The following is a 25336-nucleotide window of genomic DNA, read 5'->3' as shown; positions in this document are numbered from 1 at the left end:
AAAGTCAGGCTAAGAATCTTTTAAATAAAGTCGTGGCAAATCCTCCTTCGTATTCAATTCTTGCTAAGTCGAACGATATTTAAATACGAAATCTAAAGTGGAGTCATGTATTCATAATAATTGGTGTGTTTGGTTGTACATTAGTTTTTAATGAAGCATAGTGCTTTCCGGTGCTCCGAGATAAGTAGGTTTTAGACCACCCGTATCTATTAATATTTTCTCCAAAACGATTCCCGGTTCTAAAACTCTGAAACGTAATGTATGTTTTCCGGGTTGTGAAATCTGATGTTTTGTAATGGATTTAATGATGTGTTCAGACTGCCATCTTCCGAGTTCGCCTTTGTAATGTCCGTTAAAATTAACTGTCTGTGGCGTTTGTCCGTCGAAAGAAATTTCATAACGCAAACCTTTATTGTGATTATAATTTAAAGTTGGCGCCAATAATAATTGAACATCAAACTCACCTTTGGATTCAAAATTAATATCGTATTCGAGGTAAATATTTTCATCAGTTTTCGGATACGCATTTTGTGGAAAAGTCGTCACACCGGATTTGGTTTTCCCGAAATCAGGAATCACTTCCCAATGAATTCTGTCCGAATTATTCATTATTGCAAAATTTTCCGCTTCAATTGAAATGTAACCATCTTTCTCCTGGAACACTTTCTCCTTCTCAAAATTAGCTTCAGAAACATAAGTTACTTCAGGCATTACATTTACTTTTCCGTCAAACCAAGCTTTGTATCCTATCTTCATCTGGTCCATCATATGCTGCCACTTTCCGCCGGCAATTACATTGTTGTATTGATTGTCCAGATAGGCATTTCTATCAAAATATTCTTTTACTTTATCTGCGTAATAATTGGCTTTCAGATCATATTTGGCAGCCAATTCCCTGTTTTTAGCAACGGCATAATACATTTCATATAAATTACTGCAAGCATCAATCGGATATAAAACCAGCTGATAATACGCATCCTGATATTCTGCAGGAATCTGCTCTTTCAATCGCAAAGCTTCTAAAGCCAACGCTCTGTAATCATTCAAAACAGTTTCAAATTCGTTATAATTTTCCAGGCTGAATGTTTTGCTGTCCAACGTTTCCGGCGTTACCCTGCGGTTGTATTTAGCATAAAGATTAATCATTCTTGCAATTTCCTTTGAATGTTTTTCACCAAACTGTTGAGCAGACCATTTTTCCGTGTAATCTAAAAGATTTTTTGAATTGAATTGTTTGGGATTCCAGGCCATTTCTAAGAAAAAGCTGATGGGGAACTCCATAGGTTTCAAATCTCCGACATTCACGACCCAAACCTTGTCTACTTTATGTTCGTAAGAAAGATTCATCTGTTCCCATACGCGCTGAATCGGACTGATATTGATCCATTTAGAATTTCTCGGTCCGCCCACATAATCAAAATGATAATACATCCCGTAACCACCTTTGTGTAAAGGTTTTGAAAGGTCCGGAAGTTTTCTTACATTTCCCCAATTGTCATCACAAAACAGCAAAATAACATCATCCGGAACCCGCATTCCTTTGTCATAATAATCCTGAACTTCTTTGTACAAAGCCCAAACCTGAGGCGTTTTATCGGCTCGTTTCCCTGTGACATCCGCAATGATTTTCCGCTGATCGTTCACCACTTTTTCCAGAAGGGAAATGTTCGTTCCCTCTCCCATCGCTTCGTCGCCGTCCCCACGCATTCCGACAGTCACAAGTTTTTCCCAGTTTTTGCTTCTTTCCAATCCTGACTTCCAGAATTCTTTCAACACTTTCTCGTTTTTGGCATAATCCCAAACATTAGGCAGATTATTTTTCTTGATGTATCGGTGCCAATCGGTCTGCGCCAAAGCCATCGGTTCGTGGTGCGAAGTTCCCATTACGATTCCCATTTCATTCGCCAATGGTCCGCTCAAAGCATCGTCATCATAAAACGCTTTGCCCCACATTGCAGGCCAGATGTAATTGCCTTTCATTCTTAAAATCAGCTCAAAAACTTTTTCGTAAAATTTAGAATTAATTCCTCCAAAAGTCGCTCTCGCCCAACTTCCTAATGAAGGTTCTTCATCATTAAGGAAAATCCCGCGGTATTCTACGGCAGGTTCGCCATCGGTATAAATTCCTTTTTTGAAGTATAAATTTTCCTTCGCCGAAACCGGAACATCTGCCCAATAATACCACGGCGAAATGCCAATCTGCTGAGACATTTCGTAGATTCCGTAAATCGTTCCGCGTTTGTCACTCCCTGCAATTACAATGGCTTCAGAAACACCTGGAAATGGATTAATAATATTCTGAATGATATATTTTTCGTTTTTTCCCGTTAAAGATTTTCCGTCGATTTTTTTTTGTTTAATTAAATCATCGATCACCGATTTTGTTCCGATTGTTCCGATGATAATTAAAGGCGAATTCATTCCTGAAATCTGATTCAAAATCGTTGGCTGAGTTCCCGTCACTTTCTGAAAATCTGATTGCAGATTCTTAACAGCTCTCAAAATTCCATTGTCGATTCCACTATTGGTGAAAATGGAAAGATTGACGGATTTTTCTTTTAAAACGATATTTTCTGATTTTTTTTCTGTGCTGATAAATGGTTCTGTTGCATCAATCTGCAGACAACATCCGAAAAAAAGCGACGAGAAAAAATATTTTTATTTTATTCATAATTTTTTATTTTTAAATTATTTCAGTTCCTCAAAACAAAACCTCCGTTTGGCTGAATTTCTACATTGAAATCTCCTTTAGCACTTATTTTCACTTCTTTTTCTGATGAATTTCCCTGCATATCGTCGTTAATGATTTTCACCAATTTTCCGGCTAACATTGGAAGATTGATTTTCAGTTTTTTCACCGTTTTTTCTGCATTGATTCCCGCTATAAACCATTGATTCTGATGTCTTCTGGCAATCACCGAATATTTCCCCGGATAACCTTCGATGAGAACTGTTTCGTCCCAAAGCGTCGGAATTTCTTTCATAAAATCAAGCTGAAATTTTGGAGCGTCTGTAAGGTTATTCGGCATCACAGCAAACATCTGAACCGGATTTTGAAACAGAACTGCGGTTGCCAACTGGAAACCGTCCGTCGTGTGTCTCTTATTTTTCTCTTTATTGGATTTCGTTAGATATTTATTAAGGAAAGTACCACCAAATTCCATACTCCCGACCGTGTTTCTGATGAACGGATGCAAAGCCGCAAAAAACGCTTCCTGCTTGCGCACATCTTCCGAAAAGTAAAGCATTTCTGAGGCAAGAACCGCTTCGCTTCCTGCATAATTCGGATACATCACTTCCCAACCTCTCGGCAAAGTAGCACCGTGGAAAATTATCTTTAGTCCAAAATCATTGGCATCCGACAAAATATCTTCATATAAACGCATTGTTTCTTGTTTGTCTCCTCCAAAAAAATCAACTTTAAGACCTTTCACGCCAGCTTCTTTCAGCCATTTCATTTCTTTTTTTCGCTCTACGGAACTGCTCATTTTGTTTCTCGGTCCCATCGGCGCATCGTTGGCCGAACCGTTGGAATTGTACCATAATAAAACACCTACATTCTTAGATTTTGCGTATTGAATGAGGTCTTTCATTCTTTCTTTTCCGATATTTTTATCCCAAAGTGCATCCATCAAAATGTATTCATAACCAAGTTTTGATGCTAAATCGATAAAGAGACTTTGATCTTCATAATTCATACTGTTATCCTGCCATAGAATCCAGCTCCAGGTAGATTTTCCGAAAGTGTATTTCTGCGAAGGTTCATACATTGGTTCAACAACGTCAAAAGGAATTGTAGTTTCAACAATTGGGTTTAAAGAATCGCCAATCGTGATGGTTCTCCACGGCGTTTTTCCCGGAAGTGAAATCGCGGCTCCGGTACTTCCGAAACCATTGTTTTCCGCCATATTCGGATAAGCAACCTGATAAAGATTTTTTTCGGAAGTCGTATCTAAATGAGAAGCACAATAGAGACTGTTCACACCCGTTTCGGAAAGTAAAATCCATCCGTCATTTCCAACGTGAAATAAACCTGGGAAAACATAACCATAATCGGCTTTTGTTCCTAATTCTGCATCTGCTTTGTAACCACTTTCGTAGCTTGGCGCCGTTCTGGCAAAACCGGTCATCGGTTTCATCATAGGCGAAAGGAAAGTTGTGGTTTGGGAAGGGAATCTGTAACCCGTAATTTCTGACTGCACGACGGCACTCAGACGCTCTTTCATCGGTGCAATATCATACCTGAAAGCAATATTGTTGTTGCTGACCTGAAACTCAATTCCGATATTGAATTGGTCTGAATTGGTAAAATTAACCATTAAAGAATTGGCTTTATAATCAACCTCCGATTTTTTAATTTTTTCGTTGAAATATTTTTTAGAAACCTGGTCTTTTTTTACTGTCAATGAATTTCAAGTTTTTAGAAAAATCAGATTCATTGGTGATTAAACCCAACGGAGATTTATCCAACATCTGCTTTCCCTGAAAAGTCACAGAGTATAATGCATTCCCATTCTCCGAAAAAACATTCAGTTTCAGTTTTCCATCGGGGCTTGAAACCTCCGCCACCTGTGCTGAAAAAGTGTTTAGCAACAAAACACTTAGGATGAATGATAGTTTTAGAATAAATTTAGTCATAATTAATTATTTTCAAGAAATGTCCAAGAATCGAAAAACATAATATCCTTTTCTGCTTTTCCGTTAAACACAAAATAGATGTCATGAACGCCCGTAATTTTTTCTTTTAATTCAGCTTTCACGTTTTGCCACCGGTCGTCTCCTCCGGTCAGCGGAACTTTTACCGACGCAATAACATTTCCGTTGAGACTGTCTACACGAACATCCATTGTTACTTCACTGTTATGCGTCGTTCCCACTCTTGCAGAAAAATTAGCTGGTCCTTTTTTACCAAAATCGACATTTTTCACACTGGTGTAAGCACCGCTTTTTTTAGCTTTTATGAAAACGCCGGCTTCTTTATTCTGATACGATTTTACATTTTCCGACCACGCAATCATTTCCGCCTGATTGAAAACGTAAGGATTGACCGTTACAATGGCTTTTGTTATTCCATTATTCATTTTGAAAGGCGAAATCGAACCGTCTTTGTTGAATTCCATTTCCTGCACGCTTACTGACCTTGTGAATCCGCTTCCGCCCGGCAAAGCACCGTTGTGATAGAAAAAATAGGTTTTCCCTTTAAAATCAATTACACCGGGATGGTTGGTAAATGATTTTCCTTCTGAAGGCATCACAATTCCGCCATATTTCCACGGTCCCTGTGCGCTTTTACTTGTGGAATATCCGATGAATTCAGGAAGCGGACCGCCCGGCCAGAAAAGGTAATACAGATTTTTTCTTTTGTAAAGCCAAGGTCCTTCTTCGTATTTTGTAGGTCTTTCAGGGTTTTCTTTTCCATCTCTTTTGCCGAAAGATTCTGCCGTCATCGGAACCTCAACAATATCACCGGAATAGGAAATCATATCCTGATTCAGCTTTACATATTTCAGTTTCGGATTTCCCCAATACATATGCGCCTGTCCGTCATCATCCACGAAAATGGTCGGATCGATATCGCCCCATTCGCTCTGCACCAACGGTTTCCCAAGCGGGTCGTGAAAAGGACCGAACGGACTGTCGCCCACCGCAACACCAATTGCACCTTTGTTATTGGTTTTACTAATCATCGGAACGTACATAAAGAATTTGCCATTCCTTTCGATACATTGCGCCGCCCATGCATCACGCTTTGCCCAGTCGAAATCTTTATAGGAAAGAATGGTTCCGTGGTCTGTCCAATTCACCATATCGTTGGTAGAATAGACTTTCCAGTCGTTCATCGTAAACCATGTGGAATCGTCTTCATCGTGGGTGGTATAAACGTACAGCCTGTCATTATAGACCATTGGTGCCGGATCGGCGGTGTAATTGGTTTGAATAATGGGATTCTGAGATAAAAATGTTCCCGAACATCCTATTAGACAAATATTTATGATTGATTTTATTGTTTTTTTCATATTTAATTTTTTGATTGTTGTTTGAGTCTGAACACTAAGCCCACAAAGTTTTTAATTAAAAATATTTTCTTTTAGGTTTCACAAAGCCGCTAAAGCTTATAAAAGCTGCATTATTTTTTTCAAGTAATTCTAATAAACCACCCCGTCAAAAATCTGCGATTTTTGCCACCCCTCCAAGGGAGGGGAATTTTTATCTTATTTCTTTTTAAAATTCCAGTGGTCGAAGTTGAAAAGCTTTCTTCCTGCCGTGATATTTTTACCTTTAAAAACAAAATACACATCGTGAACTCCGGAAACAGCTTCAGTTATTTTCGCAGTTAACATTTTAAATTCTTCCCAACCGCCAGTTCGAGGAACCTCAATTTCAGCAATTTTATTTCCGTCTAATTTATCCAGTCTGACTTCTAAAATCCCACCATCGATTCCTGCCCCTACAGAAGCTGAAAACTCAGACGCACCTTTATCAAAATCTACCGCACGAACTTTAATATAACCTCCCACTCTGATATCTGAAACAAAAACGCCAGTTTTTTTGTTCTCCGACGTACTACATTTCTCTGACCACGCCATCGTCTCCGCTTCATTTCTTTGGTAAGGATTTAAAGTTCCCACAGGATTTACGCCTTCTTTGGTCATTGCAATTTTTGGGATGCTTCCATCGGCATTATATTTAAATTCCTCAATCGAAGTTGAACGACCGTAGCTTCCGCCATTCGGCAATAATGCTGTGTGATAAAATAGGTAGGTTTTCCCTTTATAATCGACAATTCCGCCGTGATTAGTGAAACTGTTGGTTGGCTGGTCGGTCATTATTTTCCCCTGATATTTCCAGGGTCCGGTTGGTGAAGAGCTTGTTGAGTACGAAAGACATTCTGTGCGGTTTGTCATTCCGGCATACATCATATAATACTGATTTTTACGCTTGTACAACCAAGGTCCTTCCACGTAAACATCTTCAAATTTTTCCTGTTTCTGTAAAACTTCCTCACTTTTTCCGGGACGTCTCAATCCGCCGAAAGCTTCTACCGATTGCGGAATTTCAGTAATTTTATCATCATAAGTTGTCATATTTTTATTGAGTTTAACATAAAATAATTTGCTGTTTCCCCAATAAAGATAGGCCTGTCCGTCATCATCAATAAAAACGGTCGGGTCGATATTATCCCAGGTTCCCGTTGTTACCAAAGGCTTTCCCAAAGCGTCTTTGAAAGGACCTGTCGGACTGTCTGCCACCGCAACGCCGATTGCCATATTGTTATCAACCGTCTGAGCGCAGATGTACCAGTAAAATTTACCATTCCTTTCAATACATTGTGCCGCCCACGCCCGGTCTCTTGCCCAACTGAAAGATTCCAGTGAAATCGGGGCGCCGTGGTCTGTCCAGTTGACCATATCTTCGGTGGAATACACCCGCCATTTGGTCATCGTATAAAAATCAAATCCCGGTTGGTCGTCTCCTGTATAAACATAGAGTTTATTTTTGTAAACCATCGGCGCAGGGTCAGGCGTGAAATGGGTTTGGATAACCGGATTCTGAGCTAAAATTGTATTTAAGCCGCAATAAATCAGACTGAAGGTTATTACTATTTTTTTCATATATTTCTTTTTATTTTAAAATTTAATGGTAAGTTCATTCCCTTCGTAAAAAACTTTTTTGGTAGTAACTTCCTTATTGATGCCTATAATCTCAAGATTAAAAATTCTATGGTTTGTTTGTCCTCTATAAAAACCAGAACGGGTTTCAATCTGTAATTTTCTTTTTTTATCATTCCATTTGAAAGGAATCAAGGTGTAATTCCCTTTTTCATAGTTATAATTATCACCTTCGTCTTCGTACAAAGTAAAATTTCCATCATTGCCCGCAAATATTTTTATAGTAAGCTCCTCATTAGATATTTCTGAGGAATACTGCATTACACGACCAAAAGGAATTATAGAGCCTGATTTTATAAAAAGTGGAATTTTATTTTGCGAAGCATCGGCTAAAATGGTTTTCCCACCATTATTTTTTTGGTTGGTGTAGAAATCGTACCAGAAATAGCCGTTAGGAAGATAAACGTCCCAATTTTCAACATTTGGTTTGATAACAGGAGCAACCAGTATAGATTTTCCAAACATATACTGATAAGACTGTTCAATAGCTTTTTTATCTCCTTGAAAATCCATTACCATAGGCCGCATAATGGTAGAATTATTTTTTGAAATTTCCCAGGATTGAGAATAGATGTAAGGCAATAATTGATATCTAAGATTCATCAAATTGCGCATATCGCTTTCAATTTTTTCTCCATATTTCCAAGGTTCTGTTTCAGACTGATAACCGTGCATCCTGAAAACCGGACTAAAAACACCCCACTGAAACCATCTCATCAAAATATCGTGGTATTTTGGGTCAGAATATTGGGAAGAACCGGGGCGGAAAAATCCTCCAATGTCGGTTGTCCAATAAGGCATTCCGGAAATGGAATAATTAAGTCCGGCCACAATTTGTCTTCTGTAAGCATCCCAGTCCCAGCCAATATCACCGGACCAATTGATCGTTCCGAACCGCTGTTGCCCGGGAAATGCAGACCTGGTTAAAATGACTACTCTTTTATCAGGATTAGTTGCTCTCTGTCCCTCATAAACTGCTTTGCTCACAAAAAACGGATACGTCAATCTGTAAAATTCACCAATTCCAAAAAAAGTATTTTTCCCGACCAATGCATCATTTTCCGGTTCTGTAGCATCCATCCACCAGGAATCTACTCCATTGTGAAAAAGATTTTTGTTCAACGCATTCCAATGTATTTTTTGTGTTTTCGGATTAAAGATATCAATCCACGGACTGTCTGGGATGTACAGCCCATCATAATCTTTGGCGACCTCAGATTTTTTATCTAAATTTTCCCAAACGGATACTGAAAATTTTGAGTGAAGCTGATGCAATTTTTCAATAAACTTTTCGGGTTCAGGATAGTTTTGCTCATCAAATTTAGGTACACCCCAACCATATTTCCCCCAATACTGCCAATCCTGAACAATGACATCTACCGGTAAATTACGCTTTCTAAATTCTTCTACTGTCTTTACCAGATGTTCTGCAGAAGTATATCGCTCTCTGCATTGCCAATATCCGAAAGCCCATTTTGGTAACATCGGCACCTTACCTGTGATTTCCCGGTAAGACGAAATAACCTCATCTGTATTATTTCCTACAAACAAAATATAATCTAATGACTTACTGTGCGGTGAACGGAATGTAGAAATGTCTTCCGCCGATTTATACTGTAATGAAGGGCTGTTGGTTGCTTTACAAATCACCTGAAAATGATGTTCCCCTTTCGTAAGAAAAACTTTAGTACTCACGGCAGGAGGAAGCCAAAGGTTAGACTGGTCTATTATCGGTTTCCCATCGATGGAAAGAAAATGACGGTTATCCATATTCCCCAAGTCCAGCATAAAAGTATATTCTCCATCTTTTTTAATTAAAATCTTACCTTTATGCAAGGCTTGTTGCTGAGAAACTTTTACGGTTCCTGAAGTACCGGTTACTTCTCTCTCTACCCCATCAGTAACGGCTTCTTTTTCCAAAGAAACTGATTCGTCTGCCGGATTATACCAGGTTAATCCAAACTGATTCCACAAGATTCCGTATCCTTTTGAAGAATACAAAAAAGGCAAAGCAATCTGGCTGTTGACCTGAATGAGTTTTCTGCTGATATTTTTCAAATTGTAATGACCATCCTGAAACTGACCTAATCCCAGAAGCTGCTCATCTTTATCATTGATAAAACTTTGCTCTGCAATATAACATGATTGAGAAGAGACTCTACTTTCTGTAAGCTTTCGGCTATTTACAGCTTCTGAAAGCAAAACTTTACCATTGCTATCCAGAAAGGTAAGCTGAGCCGTTTTTTTATTGAACAAAACAGCATAATTTTTAGTTTTCAGTTTTAAAGAAGAAGTATTTTCTTTAAATTTAAAATCTGAAGAATTATTTTCATTGATAAAAACAAACTGATTTTCTTCCGGTTTTATTTCTTTTATAAACTGTATTCTTACCGCATTTTCATTCATAGGTCTTAAGACTAAATATCCGTCAGAAAGCTTCACAGAAACCTCCTCAGTATTCTTGCTATAGGATAAATAGTGTTGTCCAAAAACTAAAATGGGAAGAACGGTAAGCCAATATGTTATTATTTTAAATCTCATAATTAAACTTTTACAGAAGAGAAATCACCGCCACAAAACCGCCTTGTCGCAACACTTTCACATCGATAGAATCTATACTTTCTATGACAGAATTATCGGTTAAAAGCTGTTTATCATGTTTCCCGTCTTTGATTAATCTCAGTTTGTATTTTTTATTTTTATCTAGAAAATGAAACTTAATTTTGAGCGTTTTTTCAGTATTCTCCCCATTGATTCCACCGATGTACCATTGCGTATTTTTGTTCCTTGCCATCACCACTTCTTTCCCGGGAAAGCCTTGTAATAAAAGTGTTTTGTCCCAACTTGTCGGAATTTCTCTTAAAAATTTCCTGGGTTCATCAGGCAATTCATAATAACCTTCCGGTCTGTCGGCGAAATGCTGAAGTGCAGATTCGAATAAAACGCTTAAGGCTAACTCGTGACCATAAGAAGTCAGATGTGGAAACTGTGAATTGGTAAATGTTACGGGTGTGTAATCCATAGAACCAACCACATTTCTGGTAAAAGGAAGAATGGTGTTGTGAACAGGCGCAGTTGCGGTAAATTCCGGACCGTTGTTGTACCATTCGGCACCGCGAACCGCTTCGTACGTCATCAGATTCGGATACGTTCTCGACCAGCCTCGTGGAACCAGACAACCGTGAAAATAAACCATCATTTCAAATTGAGAAGCATCTTCCAGAATATCAATGTAATATTGAATCATATCCTGCTTTTCACTTTCGAAAAAATCTACTTTTACACCTGCAACGCCTAGCTTTTTAAGCTTTGAAAATTCTGCCATACGATTCTCGTGCGTAAGCATTCTGTCTTTTGGCGTAGAAGAAACCCACGTATGGTCGCCACCCGAATTGTACCACATCAAAGGTTTGATGCCTTTGGAATGAATATATTTCAAAGCATCTTCCAGGTTTCCACCATTTCCCATCGAGTCCCATTCCCAGTCGAGCAACGTGTACGGCCAATCCATCGCAACCGCCAAATCTGCAAATTCGCAAACCGTTTTGAAATCTTTGGTTCCGTGATTACTCGACCAATAATTCCAGGAAACTGTGCCCGGTTTTATCCAATCCGTATTTTTAATGACCGAAGGCGGTGCAACATCATCCACCAAAGTGGAAGCTACAATATCATTAAGATTCCCAAGGATGATGACTCTCCATGGAGATTTCCACGGAAAAGTGATTTTTGGCAAAGATTCTCCTTTTCCGCGACCGTCTTTCGGGTCTGGAAACGTGATTTTATATTTATTTTTATCTGATTTGTTGCTTAATTTAGAACCACAATAAGTTCCATCAACAGCCGATTCGTGCAGTAAAAACCAGCAATTATCCTTGGTCTGAAAAAGCGCCGGATAACACCACTCTTCCTGCTGAATTTTGTTGCCAACCATTGATGCATAAAGTCCTTCATTTGCCGGATTCCATTTTTCTGTCCAACGTGTGGCTTCCTGGTTGACAGAATAGGAAGTCAATTCATCCTGAACGGTGAAATTTCCCTTTCCTGACAGTGAATATCTGAAAGCAATGCCGTCATTATAAACCCGAACAGTGATATTTAATTTCTTCTTTTCTGTATTTTCAAAGGTAAAAACAACTTCATTTCCTTCATTTTGTCTTTGAGAAGATTTTCCGTGAGGCATCGAATAATTTTCCTTTATTAAAAGCAGTTTTGACGATTTTATTAATTTCATTTCATCAAAAGAAATGCCTTCGGAAAGAATTAATCCCAAATCAATTGCCGAGATGGTTTCTGTAATTTTTCCATTATCATTAAGTTTCACATTCAAAGACCATTTCCCGTTTTCGGTATTATTTAAGTTGAAAAGACTAACGATAATTTTCTCATTGGGAGATTTCACCATCAAATTATTCGCTGAAATCCAATAAGAAAAACCAAACAAAACCATCAACAGAATTGTTTTTGATAAGATATTTTCAACGATATGATTTTTGATGCTATTCATTTTGATTTGGAATTTCTCACTGAACTATTTTGAAATGAATTTATAAAAAGAAACGCCGTGCGCCGGAATATCCAAAGCCAGATTTTCCTTATCTGTATTGATTTTTGCAATATCTTTTTGTCTCCAGATATCTCTCACAACCTGATTTCCCGAAATTCCTAATGATTTGAAATCCTTGTAAGAAATCTTTACTTTTTCTCTTCCGAAATTGGCAAAAGCCACCGCTTTCCCGCCGTCTTCCAATTCTTTGACATAAATTTTAAGTTCGCCGATCGTCTGCAGGCAAACACCCTGTTTTCCTAAAACGTCTTGGTTAACGGCAATGACTTCATCATTCGTTAAAAGATTTAACGTAAAATCATCCAGTTTTTCAAGGTCGCAACCAATTAGCAACGGCGCAGAAAATATACTCCATAAACTGATATGTAAATACTGTTCATCGGGTTTCAAACGGCTCTGGTGCGGATTTCCCCAACCTACAATGCCGACAACCAGCATATCCGGGTCGTTCCAGTTGCCGGGTTTTGCATACGGCGCGGCTTTGTCCTGTGCTAATGCAATGTTTTTTACACTTGCCCAGGTATCAGTAATATCGTTGGTAGTTCGCCAGGATTGCGCATCGCTCTCGTCACCCCATTTCCAGACATCGCCCATCCCGTATTGACAAAGGTTATAGACAATATCTCTCGGTTGCTGTTTCAAAAGACGGCCCATCAATTTGAATGGTTTCACACCTTTATCCAAATCTCCGCCGCCGTTGAAAGCCAGTGAAGGAACTTTGTTCGGATCGTTATCAGGCAAACCGTCAATCACACCGCCGTAACTGCACCAGTCGTATTTCAGATAATCCACGCCCCATTTGGCATAACTTTCTGCGTCCTGTTTTTCATAACTGTAGCTTCCGGCGCAACCACCGCAAGTCCAAGGTCCGGGCGAAGAATAGATTCCCATTTTCAAACCGTTTCCGTGAATGTAATCGCCGAGATTTTTCATATCAGGAAATTTGGAGTTGGTTAAAATATAACCGTTTTCATCCCGCATTTTTCCTTTAAAAGACGGATCTTTTCCGTCTCTGTTAAATTGCCAGGAATCATCAATATTGATATAATTCCAACCGTGATTGACCAAGCCGGATTTCAACAAAGCATCGGCTGCGCGTTTTACTTTATCAGCAGAAACTTCGTGTCCGAAACAGTTCCAGCTGTTCCAGCCCATTGTTGGCGTGAGTGCGATTCTGTCGCCTATTTCTATCTTCAATTTTTTTGAAGCTGACCCTTTTGCGTTTTTTGCATTCAAGACAAGTTCATAAGTTCCTTTTTTATCCAATTTTCCGGTAATAATTCCGGTTTCCGAATCTATTGTTAAACCTTTTGGAAGATTGTTTGCCGAAAAAATCATTGGTCTGTCGCCTGTCGCGGGAATTCTGAAAAGAAAAGGTGATCCCGGACGAGCACCATAAACGCCTGCCGAATTAATTTTTGGGGTCGGAGTTGGTTTTGGGGTTAAAATATAAGGCTCCGAAGCAATTGGATTGAATGTTTCCAGCGTATTGATTCCGATGGTTTCAAATTTCGCATTCACCCAATCGGCATGGTCGTAATACGGGCCGTTTCCACCATCAGCAACGACTAATTCTAATTGTTTAATTCCTTTCAATAATACAGAAACAGGTTTCGCTTTGTCGCCCAATTTCATAATTCCGCTTGACCAGAGTTTTTTGTTGTCACCATAAATTTCAAATTCGACGGCTGGATTTTGTCCTTTTATTTCGTCGTCAATTCCTACCAAAGCTGAGAATTTTTTGACTTTTCCATTTAATTTAATCAACAGGGAACTTTCAGCGTGCGTTCCAAAACCTCTGTCGAAAGTTTCGCCTGCAATCGTCATTTTTTTTCCATCCACAGAAGTATTGATTCCGGGTTTGCCGTGACCTTGCGTGGCGACGCTCAAATCCAATTGGTCCAGCCAAACGATGGATTGTGCATTTAAACAACATCCGGCAATGAGAAAATTGAGAATAAAGAGTTTAAATCTGTACATTTTTGAAATTAATTAAGATGATTTATTGCGTTTAAAAAATATAGAGTTGTCCATAACTTCACCTAGTCTTCGACTCCACTAAAATTCAAACGTCTACTATGAAATGTCACACTGAGCGAAGTCGAAGTGTCTGTGTAATTTTTAATTTGCACTGAATTTCCACCAATCAAAATAGAAAAGGTCTTTGCTCCCTTTGAATACGAAATACACATCGTGTACGCCTTTTATATTTTTTACCGAAGATTTTATGGTTTTAAAAACATCGCCTTCCGCTTTTCCGGTGACCTGAACGGTTCCTAATATGGGTCCGTCAACAGCATCGGTGTGGATTTCTATGCTTCCACCGTTCATTGAGGCAACTGATACTTCAATAAATTTTGTTCCTTTTGAAAAATCAACGCCCTGAACTTTGAGGTAATCTCCGTTGTTAATTGATGAAACCACGAGACGATCGGTAATTTTTTTGCCTGTGTCGTAAGGATTATTCCTTTCCCACTCGGTCATTTTTTCTGTTTTCAAACCTTCACTGTACGCAATGGTTTCCGCTTCAACTTTATTATAAGGATTCAGTGTTGCGATTCTTTTTACGCCTTCAGGATTCCAGAACGGCAGTTTTTGAATAGTCCCATCGGTATTGTAAGTCAACTCGCTTACACAGATGGAACGACGCTCATAATGCTTGCTTATCGTCTGTTTTCCGAGATTGTAATGGAAACCGAAGGCATAAGATTTTCCTTTGTAATCTATGATTCCGGGATGATTTCCATTGGAGCGTTTGTCGCTGTCCATAATCATTCCCTTGAATTCCCACGGACCGGTTGCCGATTTGCCCATCGCATAACCAATTCCTTCCGGGCAACAAGTGGACGCATACGCCATATAATAATTTCCGTTTCTTTTCCACGCCCACGGTCCTTCCTGATAATGAAACGGATCGGGAGAACCTTTGACTTTGGCAATCGAAGGGTCTTTTACGACCGGTCCATCCACAGAAATCATATCTTTATTCAATTTTACGTACCATAAATTGGGATTTCCCCAGTACAGATAAGCCTGTCCATCATCATCAATGAGAACAGTCGGATCAATATCATCGCTTGAATTTTTAACCAACGGTTTTCCGATTGGGTCTTTGAAAGGCCCATACGGACTGTCGGCTACCAAAACACCGATTCCTCTCTGTCCCGGCATCGGACAATACATATAAAACTTGCCGTTTCTTTCGATAACCTGAGGCGCCCACGCTCCATTTTCAGGGTCAGTCCACTTGAAATCCTTTAATGAAGCCACCACGCCGTGGTCTGTCCAATTGACCATATCGGTCGAAGTATACAACAGCCAATCTTTCATTTTAAATCCGAATGCATCATCTTCATCGTGACTGGTGTACAGAAAAACGGTGTCCTTATAGACCATCGGCGCAGGATCAGCTGTAAATTTGGTCTGAATGATGGGATTTTGGGCAGACAGCGAAAATCCTGTAAGCATCAAACCAATATTTAAAGTATATTTTAAAACTGTTTTCTTAATCATAATTAGTTTTTTTGAATTTAATATTTAATGATTTGTTCTGTCCACGTCGGACCTGTAATGTAAAACATTCCGTCTTTGTAATGAACGGGTTCGATTCCCATTTGCGGACCTAATTCCCAAGGCTGGAAAGTCTGACTGTATGGATATGGTCTTTTTTTCGTACATAAAATAATGGCAGGAATTCCAGAGATTTCCGTCGGGACCGATGAAAAGTGCATTATGTCCGGTTTCCTGATAAGGATCTTCTGTATCTGTAAAAAATAGATTATCGTAGCCGTTTTCTTTTGCCATTTCGGTTCTGTAACCTTTTTTTCGAGTTCCGAAAATAGGCTCAGGTGATGCCAGTTCCCAAGGTCCAAGAGGTGATTTTGATTTCAATAAACCAACTTCATAACCTCGAGTCCAGGTGGAGAAAAACATAAAATAAGTACCCTCTTTTTTGATGACGAAAGGCCCTTCGATGCCACCAACCATCCATTCCGGCCATCCGGGTTGTTTTTTTGTCGAGAAATTTTTGAATAGGTGTGGTTAGTTTTCCTGTTTTTAAATCAATTTTAGCCTGAAAAAGTCCGTTGCCACTGCAATACAAGTAAACCTGACCGTCTTCGTCTTCAAACAAGGTTGAATCATTATTATATTGAGGCGTCAAAGGTCCGTTGACCAATTTGTAAGGACCGGTCACTTTATCTGCTGAAAACAACCAAACGCTGTGCGTCGCCATTCCTTTCGGGTCTTCTTTGGTAACTTTTCCGCTGTTCACGGTCAGCCAATATTTCCCTTGAATAAAATGAATTTCCGGCGCCCAGAATCTGCCGTTGTAAGGCGTGTCTTTCGGAAGTTTTTTGGCATCAATGATGAATGAATGCTGTTTCCAGTTGATTAAATCTTTAGAAATCAACATTCGGACGCCGGGATTCGGGCCTGTCCAGACCGGGTTGGAAGTTCCCACGCAATACCACATATCATCTACTTTAATAATAAAATGATCGCGCATCGAAATGGCGGAATCTCTCGTAATTGGATTTGTGTAGCGAAATTCTTTCTGTAAGGAAGTTTTGCTTTTTTCAGATTGAGCAAATCCATTATTCAAAGTAAAAATAAATAATGAAAATGCGAGAATATTTTTTAAAATCTTCATATTTTAATTTTATCTTTTATAAGAACTTTCATCCATTTTCAAATAGTTTTTTTCGTAACCGCCGTTGTCGACTACTACTTAAAGTTTTATCATTATTTAAAAATCACTTTAACATTTTTATCTGAATAAGCCACTATTTTCTGCTGACCATTCGGAAGAATAATGGTGAAGCTTCTGTTCTCAATCATTCCCTTATATTTTCCTTTTCTAGTGTCAATGGTAAGTGTACGGGATTTGTCATTCCAATGCATTGGAATTTCGGTGTAATCGCCTTTTTCGTAATTGTAATTGTCGAATTCATCTTCGTACAATACAAAATCTGCATCTGAACCCGGATAGACTTTCAGGGTAAGATTATCCCATTTTTTCTCTGTTGCATATTGAACATCGGGACCAAACGGAATAATGCTTCCCGATTTCACATACAACGGAATGCTTTGAAGATTAACCGTTTTCTGAATTTCCTGGCCGCCTTTTTGTTTTTCATTCGTCCAGAAATCAAACCAGTCTGATCCTGCCGGAAGATAAACTTTCACGGTTTTATTTTGTGTGAAATCTACATTGGAAAGTGTATTTTCTTTGCTTTCATCTTTTTTATCCCAGCCTTGGTTTTCATCTGTTTTTACAATTTTTTCAGGTGTGTATTGAGGATTAAGAATTGGCGCAACTAAGAATGATTTACCGAAAAGATATTCATTATTGATATCCCAGGTTTTTTTGTCTGATGAAAAATCCATCGAAAGTGCGCGCAGAAAACTCGAATTATTTTTAGAAACATCCCACGAAACAGAATAAATGTACGGCAACATAGTGTAACGCAACTTGATAAATTTCTCTATCGCATCGTAAACCACATCGCCTTTTTGTCCGAACTGGTAAATTTCTCTTGGTACATCAGTTCCGTGAGAGCGCATCATCGGCGTGAATGTTCCATATTGCAGCCAACGAACGTACAATTCCTGAAACATCGGATTTTTTGAACCTGAACTCTCGCTCCAGCCTTTTTTGTAACTTCCGGCAAAGAATCCACCGATGTCCGAATTGAAATTAGGGTTACCGGTAAGGCTAAAATTTAAACCAGCCGGAACCTGATTTCGCAACGATTCCCAGGAAGAATTGACGTCACCCGACCAAGTATTTGCGCCATAACGTTGCTGTCCTGCAAAGGCAGATCTTGTCAAAATAAAAACTCTTTTATCACTCGTTGTAGCCCGCTGATGGTCATAAACGCCACCAACAGCCATCAACGGATACGCATTTCTAACTTTTCTGAAAGAGCCTAAATATGTTTTGGTATCTAAATCTTCGGGTTTCTGGCTAAGATGATCCGGTTCTGTAGAATCCATCCACCAAGTGTCTACGCCAAGACTGAAAACGCCTTTGTTCAGATATTTCCAATAAATATCTCTGGCTTCGGGATTGTAGGCATCGTAAACACGCACTCCGGAAGGATAATTCATATCCGGAGGCCAAACTTCCCTGCCTGATTCCGGCCAGGTTTTAAAATTGAAAAGCATTCCTTTTTTGTCCATTTCACGATATTGCTTGGTCATCGGCCCGAATGACGACCAGATGGAAACAGACAGATGTGCATTCATCCCGTGAATGTCATTAATCATTTTTTTGGCATCAGGAAAATCGGGGCTGATAAAATCCATTGCATTCCATTGGTAATTGTTTCCCCAATATTGCCAATCCTGAATAATTCCGTCCAAAGGAACTTTCAGATCTCGGTATTTTTTTACCACATCTACCAATTCATCCTGACTTTTGTAGCGTTCTTTGCTTTGCCAATAACCGTAAGTCCACAATGGAATCATTGGCACATTTCCTGTCAGATTTCGCATTCCGGCAATGATGCCATCCGCATTTTTTCCGTAGATAAAATAATAATCCACACCTTCTCCAACTTCCGAAGAGAATGATGTTTTATCCGGTTTATCGGTAAATTGTGTCGGAGAATAATTATCCCAAAAAACGCCATACCCTTTCACAGACTGAAAAAACGGTACAAAATCCCAGGTATTGTTCTGCACCATTCTGATGTCCTGATTTCTTTGAGATAATTTTCCGTTCTGCAAAATTCCCAAACCATAAATAGGCTCATCTTTTTCTAATTGAAAAGATTGGGTTACAGAATAAGTTGGATTTCCTGCATCATTAAAAGATTTAAAATTACTTCCTTTTTCTTTCAGAAGTTCTTTTCCTGATGTTGTTGTGTAGGCTATTTCTCCGTTTTTCGTATTAACGGATATTTGCAAATCATTCGTTTTTATTGATAAAATATCTTTATTTTCTGTAACTGAGAATTTTGTTTTTTGTTCTTGTTTGATAACGGACAGACTGTTTTTTACAAATGATGTTCCCGAAGGATATTTGATAATTCTTACCGTATTTGGTCCGTAAAACTTCACTTCCACATTCATTTTATCTGCATAAAAACTCAAACCTGAATCCGTTTTTTTGTAAGACTGTGCGCTGACATTCTGCTCTATTCCTGATATTACCACAATGGTGATAATTAAAGCTTTTATGTTTATTTTTTTGAAATTCATATTTTGTGATTATGGATTTGAATTAAACTTTAACAGCTTAAAAACTGAAGAATAAATTTTAATTTTTAAAAAGTAATTGGGCAAACTGATACAGATTATTTCTCCAAACCGGCCAGGTGTGACCTCCTGGATATTCGGAATAGGAATATTTAATGCCTAATTCGTCGAATTTTTTATTCATAATCTGACCATTTTTATAAGCGATATCATCTTTTCCGCCCATTGCAATCCAGAAATTTTTAATATTTGAATTGAACTTTTCCTTATTTTCGGCAAGAAATTTATACTCATCATCCGCTACATTCTGCAACATAGGAAGCATCCATCCGGAACTGAAAACGCCCAGAGAAGAAAACATTTCAGAATTCTGAATTCCTGTGTACAACGTATAAATCCCGCCCATTGAAAGTCCAGCCAAAGCTCTGTTTGTCGCATCTTTTTTAACTCTGAAACTCGATTCCGTAAATGGAATTACAGATTCTTTCAGTTCTTTTTCAAACATCTGAAGGTTTCTGATACCAAAATTTCCAAATCCTGCAGGTCCGATATTCGCATCCGGCATCACCACAATCATCGGTTTTGCTTTTCCTTCCGCAATCAGATTATCGAGGATTAAATTTGCTTTTCCCTGAGTTGCCCAACCGCTTTCGTCCTCGCCACCACCGTGAAGGATATAAAGTACAGGATAGCTTTCATTCACATTTTTGTCATAACCAGGCGGTGTGTAGATGAACACCCGTCTCCACGAATTGGTCACTTTTGAAAAAAAATTCTGGATCCTGATGTCGCCGTGAGCAACGTCTTTCATTGCATAATAATCATCGCCTGAAAAAGGAACTTCAATACCGCTGGCGTATCTTCCCATTCCGTAAAATGATTTGCTTGACGGGTCTGCAACCGCTACATTATCAATCAGTAAAGAATAATAATGAAAACCTTCACTCAAAGAATCTGTGGTAGTCGTCCAAATGCCATCCGTTTCTTTTTTTAAGGTCATATTTTTTACCTAAATCGATCTGAACTTTCTGTGCATCCGGAGCTTTTACTCGGAAAAGTGCTTTTCCGTTGGGTAAAATCTGTGGAAATTGAGCACTTCTGATGTTTGATTCGGCTGGACTTCCAAACACGGTAAATTCAGAAAATTTAGTTTTGTCGACAGGTTTAAAAATTAACTGTGAAAAAATATACAAATCGTTTTTCCAAACTTTGAAATCGTGACCGCCCGGTTCTATGTAAAAAATATGCGGAATTTTATTTTCTGTGAGATAATCACTTGTTCTTTTGCTGAAAGGCATCAAACCGTCCTGGTCGCCACACGAAATGAAAAGTAGTTTTAGTTCTTTTGCTTTTTGTGGATTGGGAAGCAATTGTTGAGGTTCTCTTGTATTTGGAGCCGAGGAAAAAGCACCGACCCAAGCAAATTTATCGATATTTCCCAATCCAAAATTAAGGGTTTGTCCGCCACCCATTGACAGTCCGGCAATTGCACGGTTTTCTCTGTCTTTTTTAACAGGATATTTTTTTTCGATAAAAGGAATCAGGTCGTTCAGCAAATCTTTTTCAAAGGTTGCGAAAGCTTCCACTTTGTCTTTCGCCATAATATTTCCGGTCGCTCTGTCATCCTTCATCGCTCTTCCGTTGGGCAAAACAACAATCATTGGCGTGAGTTTTCCCTGCGCGTAAAGATTGTCTAAAACGATTTGAGGCGTTCCGTTTTTGTACCATTCTTTTTCGTCGCCACCAATGCCGTGAAGCAGGTATAAAACCGGATATTTATTACCCTTTTTATATTCCGGTGGTGTGTAAATCAATGCTTTTCTTGTAGTTCCTACAGTTTTAGATGCGTATTGTATAGAATCAATTTTTCCGTGGGGAATATCTTTTTTCTCAACATCGAAACCTTGCGGTGCCTGTCTTTCAGTATTTTGAGCGGAAACAAACAGTCCCGACAACAAAAAAAGCGATAGTCAATACTAGTGAATTTCTCATATATTTTTATTTGTAATTTTTACACTTATTAATTTAGACAAAAAAATAATACTGGCAAGGTTTTATCTTTTTTTACATTTTTATTGTTAGTTTTTCGTGACCTTTAACAGGTCGCCTCTACGAGACTTTGTTTTGATGACCCCTCTTTTTTCCTATTAACATATTGCTCTTACAGAGCAGTAATTATGATTCTTTTTAAACGCTGGATCTCTCGTAGCCCGACTTGAGCGGAAATCCTTTTTTGCTTGTACACTAGTTCTATTTATTCTGAAATCCCCAAGCAAAAAAAGATTGGGAGCGGAAGGCGGATAAGCTACCCAAACATTAATTCTTTCTTTATTATTCTGAAGTTTTGTTTACTCTGAAAAAATCAACATCCACAAAACCGCCTGTACTTTTCGTGGCATAATTGAAAATCGCAAACTTGGAACCCATAAAAAATCTTCGGTAATCGAAAATCATTTTGTAGTCTTTTGCCATTTCCGTCCAGTTTTTTTGGTTGGTGCTGTATGAGAAATTTGCCAAATCTTTTCCGAGGTTGAAATCGGCATCAATTTTAAAATAAACCTTGTCTGAATTTAATGGAATTCTCTTTTTTTCGTCTTTCTTAACGCCCGTAACTTCCTTAGTTTTATTATCTAAACTGATTTCATTCGTTTCAAAAACGACAAACTTTTTACCACCTTCCTTCATGACCGACAGAATCCCGGAATCTCCGTTGAAAGCACTGAAACCTGCTACATCGCCGTCTTTCATTCCTTTCACATCTAAAGCAATGACAGCACTTGATTTCGGGCCTTCCATCCTCTGAGTCAAAGTGTTTGGGGCGAGATAAATGTTATCGACCACTCTACTGGTTTTCAGTCTTAAAAATCCTTTTCTGTCGGACAAAGACCACGCTGTATTGACAGGATTATGATTCCATTGCCACTGAATTTTCATTGTTTTGCCGGAAAATTCGTCGCTTTCTACCAGATGATTTTCCGGTTTAAATGTCGGAAGCGGAACTTCTCCTGTTAAAGGTACTTTTCCGTTGTCGCCTAAAACCGGCCAGTCGTTTTCCCATTTTACAGGAATCAAAATCGGAACACGTCCCACTCCATTTCTGTCCTGAAAAATCAGTGAATACCAATTGCCGTTTTTGTCGTCAATCAAAGCACCTTGTCCTGCGTAAGAAAATCCAAGAAAATTATCCTCAAGAATGACTTTTTTCTCGAACGGTCCGGTCACTTTATCGGCTCTGTACACTTCCTGACGGCGTTTTCCACCTCTCGGCCAGGAAATCATCATCATATAATATTTCCCATTCTTTTTAATGATTTGATTGCCTTCTAAAAGTCCGGTTTCTGAAGCATCTTTCTGAAAAACTTCTGTTCCATCCGGGTTTCCGATAATAGTTTTAAAATCCGGACTCAGCTCAAAAACTTTGTTGGAAGTAAAGACATATACTTTGTCATCATCATCGAAAAGCAAAGACGCATCGTGAAAATGTCTTGTTCTGGTAAGCAGTTTCCAGTTTCCTTTTTCAGGATTATCGGAAACATAAAAATAAGATTTAAAAGGCTCATCATTCGGGGAAAACAAAACATAATATTTTCCTTTGTGAAAGCGGATGGATGAAGCCCATTGTCCGCGTCCGTAAACGCTTCCGTCAATTAAATCGTATTTGGAATTATCAGTTAATCTGTCAAAAACATAGCTCGACATTTCCCAATGGACCAAATCTTTGGAATGCATCACCGGCGCGCCCGGCATCAGGTGCATCGTGGTGCTTATCAGGTAAAAATCATCGCCGTTTCTTGTGATAGACAAGTCCGGCGCATCTGCCCAAATGATGGGATTGGTAAATTCAGTAGTCGCTTTTTGAGAGGGCTTTATCTGGGCCGAAAGATTATTCAGCCCGATAAATCCCAAAAAAGAAACTATATAAAATGATTTTTTAATATTCACGGTTTTGATATTTTGGCTTTGATTTAATTTATTTTAATCAATCTTAAAAACACTTCGACAAGCTCAGTGTAACATTGCTAATACTAACTGTTTACTTCAAACTGGCTTATCATATCAAAGCCCATATTATCTTAAATTTTGGCTAAAGCCAAATTGACTATTCTTCTTTGAAAACGGGCTAAAGCCCCTATTGATATCGTATGTGATTATTTCAATATTAATTCGGCACAATATCGTTAGACGAAGTGCTGTATAAACCGATTAAACTTCCTGTGAAACCGCCTGCAACATCTGTTGAAAGAATGTCTCCGGAAACCGGACCACCCAAATTTTTGAAGTTTTTACCATCCAAAGAATAATTAAAACTGATATCATCTTTCTCGCCAACAGCCTGGAATTTAATATTTTTAGACAATGAAATTTTCTCGCTTGCAATCAGTTTTGAAGTCCCTTTTTCGGTTCTTTCCAATACGATATAGAAGTCTTTGTCCTTCTTTGTAATTCCGAAAACGTAATTGAATCTTTCGCTTTGGTAACAAGTAATTCCGGCTAATTCTTTTTCAGATTTTGGCTTGAAATCTAATGTTACTGAAGTTTCAAAATCTTCGTGCTGCAATCTGTGGAATAATGCCGAAACGGGAGCCAACGCTTTGATATTCGTTTCCATAGGATTCACTTTTACACCGTTTTTCGTAGCCGTAATGAAATTTTCACGAGGTCCACGCATTGCAATCCAACGGAAATCAAGATTTTTATCAGTTAGTCTATCATTGTATGTGAAATTTCCGTTCGGGAAAAATCCGTTTTGTCCGGTTTGATTTTTCACGCCGTCAGGCATTTTCAATTTCGGTTTCATTGGAACCAAACCGTTTTGAAAAACAGGATATGTTCCACTCCAATCTACAGGAAGAATGAATGTTTCTCTACCGTGATTTACACGTCCTTTTTCGTTGGGACGAATCGCTAAAAATACGCCATACCATTGTCCGTTTGGACCCTCCACCAAATCTGCGTGACCTGCCCAATCCACTTTTTCCTTTCTGTCTTTCGGGAAATATCTTTGCGTAAGAATCGGGTTGTTTTTAGCCGGTATAAACGGTCCTTTCGGAGAGTCTGCCATAAAAATAACCTCGCTGTGGTTACCTCCTGTTCCACCTTCGGCACACATCAGGTAATATTTTCCTTTAAATTTGTACAAATGCGGGCCTTCAATCCAAATTGGTCTTTGAGAAAGGTCAACGCCTCCGTTTACGATAATTTTATCTGAACCTGCGACAACCTGGTCTTTTTCCAAATCGTAATCCCACATTTTGATGACGCGGTGACCTTGGTACTGCTCTGTTCCTTTTGGGGGAGCATCATTGTGAACGATGTAGGCTTTTCCGTCATCATCGAAAAAAATAGCAGGGTCGATTCCGTCGAAATTCAGTTTTTGAACTTCACTCCAGCCTTTTGCAGGGTCTTTGGTTTTCACGACCATATTTCCGACTCCACCCGCAATCTGCGTGGTAATCATATAAAATGTGTCGTTGTATTTGTTGTATTTGATATCTGGTGCGTAAATTCCCTGAGAAACGCCTCCTTTTTCTACTTTAAGCTGAGAAGGCCTGTCGAGAACGTGACCAACCTGTTTCCAATTCACTAAATCTTTGGAAGTAAAAATCGGAACGCCCGGAAACATTGAAAATGAAGAATTTACCAAGTAATAATCTTCGCCTTTTTTGGTGATACTTGGATCTGGGTAACAGCCCTGAAGAATCGGAGAATAGAATTCGTCTGATTTTAACGGATTATCGTTATATATTTTGTCGTTTCCTTTGTATTGGAAATCGGTAAAAGTCTGTGCTGATAAACTGGTTACAGAAAGTAAAGCCAGCGTAGCAAAAATGCTGGTTTTGTTTTTTAGAAAATTTGGATTCATTGTTATCTTTTTCATATAATTTTTAATTTTTTG

Annotated in this window: 16 protein-coding genes; all 16 read right to left on the bottom strand. The window is 38.7% G+C overall.

Annotated elements, in window-relative coordinates:
• Nucleotides 1-147: 147 nt before the first annotated feature.
• Complete coding sequence (locus AAHI02_RS01270; RefSeq protein ID WP_346985078.1) at nt 148-2502, bottom strand: glycosyl hydrolase 115 family protein; 2355 nt, start codon at nt 2500-2502, stop codon at nt 148-150.
• 191 nt (nt 2503-2693) lie between these two features.
• Nucleotides 2694-4406: a glycoside hydrolase family 97 catalytic domain-containing protein gene (locus tag AAHI02_RS01265; RefSeq protein WP_346985077.1), complete on the bottom strand. Its 1713-nt coding sequence runs from the start codon at nt 4404-4406 to the stop codon at nt 2694-2696.
• On the bottom strand, nt 4378-4638 hold the full coding sequence (locus AAHI02_RS01260) for a glycoside hydrolase family 97 N-terminal domain-containing protein (RefSeq protein ID WP_346985076.1): 261 nt from the start codon (nt 4636-4638) through the stop codon (nt 4378-4380). Before AAHI02_RS01260 ends, AAHI02_RS01265 begins: the two co-directional genes overlap by 29 nt.
• Before the next feature lie 2 nt (nt 4639-4640).
• Nucleotides 4641-6017, bottom strand: a complete 1377-nt coding sequence (locus tag AAHI02_RS01255; RefSeq protein ID WP_346985075.1) for a glycoside hydrolase family 43 protein — start codon at nt 6015-6017, stop codon at nt 4641-4643.
• Between the two features lie 195 nt (nt 6018-6212).
• Complete coding sequence (locus AAHI02_RS01250; RefSeq protein ID WP_346985074.1) at nt 6213-7613, bottom strand: glycoside hydrolase family 43 protein; 1401 nt, start codon at nt 7611-7613, stop codon at nt 6213-6215.
• A 15-nt stretch (nt 7614-7628) separates the two neighbouring features.
• Nucleotides 7629-10211, bottom strand: coding sequence for a TIM-barrel domain-containing protein (locus tag AAHI02_RS01245; RefSeq protein ID WP_346985073.1), 2583 nt, complete (start codon nt 10209-10211; stop codon nt 7629-7631).
• A gap of 10 nt (nt 10212-10221) precedes the next feature.
• Nucleotides 10222-12177 carry a glycoside hydrolase family 97 catalytic domain-containing protein gene (locus tag AAHI02_RS01240; RefSeq protein WP_346985072.1) on the bottom strand — a complete coding sequence of 652 codons (1956 nt, stop codon included), beginning with the start codon at nt 12175-12177 and terminating at the stop codon, nt 10222-10224.
• 24 nt (nt 12178-12201) lie between these two features.
• Nucleotides 12202-14217, bottom strand: a complete 2016-nt coding sequence (locus AAHI02_RS01235) for an NPCBM/NEW2 domain-containing protein (protein ID WP_346985071.1) — start codon at nt 14215-14217, stop codon at nt 12202-12204.
• Nucleotides 14218-14358: 141 nt separating this feature from the next.
• Entirely contained in the window at nt 14359-15750 is a 1392-nt protein-coding gene (locus AAHI02_RS01230; RefSeq protein ID WP_346985070.1) for a glycoside hydrolase family 43 protein, read from the bottom strand.
• Nucleotides 15751-15774: 24 nt separating this feature from the next.
• A complete protein-coding gene (locus AAHI02_RS01225) occupies nt 15775-16224 on the bottom strand; it encodes a family 43 glycosylhydrolase (RefSeq protein WP_346985069.1) in 450 nt (149 codons plus the stop codon).
• Entirely contained in the window at nt 16139-16888 is a 750-nt protein-coding gene (locus AAHI02_RS01220; RefSeq protein WP_346985068.1) for a family 43 glycosylhydrolase, read from the bottom strand. The genes AAHI02_RS01225 and AAHI02_RS01220 overlap by 86 nt, the downstream gene beginning before the upstream one ends.
• 92 nt (nt 16889-16980) lie before the next feature.
• Entirely contained in the window at nt 16981-19443 is a 2463-nt protein-coding gene (locus AAHI02_RS01215) for a TIM-barrel domain-containing protein (protein ID WP_346985067.1), read from the bottom strand.
• A gap of 58 nt (nt 19444-19501) precedes the next feature.
• On the bottom strand, nt 19502-20440 hold the full coding sequence (locus AAHI02_RS01210; RefSeq protein WP_346985066.1) for an alpha/beta hydrolase-fold protein: 939 nt from the start codon (nt 20438-20440) through the stop codon (nt 19502-19504).
• On the bottom strand, nt 20382-21395 hold the full coding sequence (locus AAHI02_RS01205; RefSeq protein WP_346985065.1) for an alpha/beta hydrolase-fold protein: 1014 nt from the start codon (nt 21393-21395) through the stop codon (nt 20382-20384). The genes AAHI02_RS01210 and AAHI02_RS01205 overlap by 59 nt, the downstream gene beginning before the upstream one ends.
• A gap of 376 nt (nt 21396-21771) precedes the next feature.
• Nucleotides 21772-23382: a glycoside hydrolase 43 family protein gene (locus AAHI02_RS01200; protein ID WP_346985064.1), complete on the bottom strand. Its 1611-nt coding sequence runs from the start codon at nt 23380-23382 to the stop codon at nt 21772-21774.
• Nucleotides 23383-23599: 217 nt separating this feature from the next.
• Nucleotides 23600-25318 (bottom strand): glycoside hydrolase family 43 protein, encoded by a 1719-nt coding sequence (locus AAHI02_RS01195; RefSeq protein WP_346985063.1) that lies wholly within the window; start codon nt 25316-25318, stop codon nt 23600-23602.
• Nucleotides 25319-25336: the final 18 nt, after the last annotated feature.

The sequence above is a fragment of the Chryseobacterium sp. POE27 genome (genome assembly GCF_039727685.1).
Taxonomy (GTDB): Bacteria; Bacteroidota; Bacteroidia; order Flavobacteriales; family Weeksellaceae; genus Chryseobacterium.
This window is presented reverse-complemented; position numbering and strand designations above follow the sequence as displayed.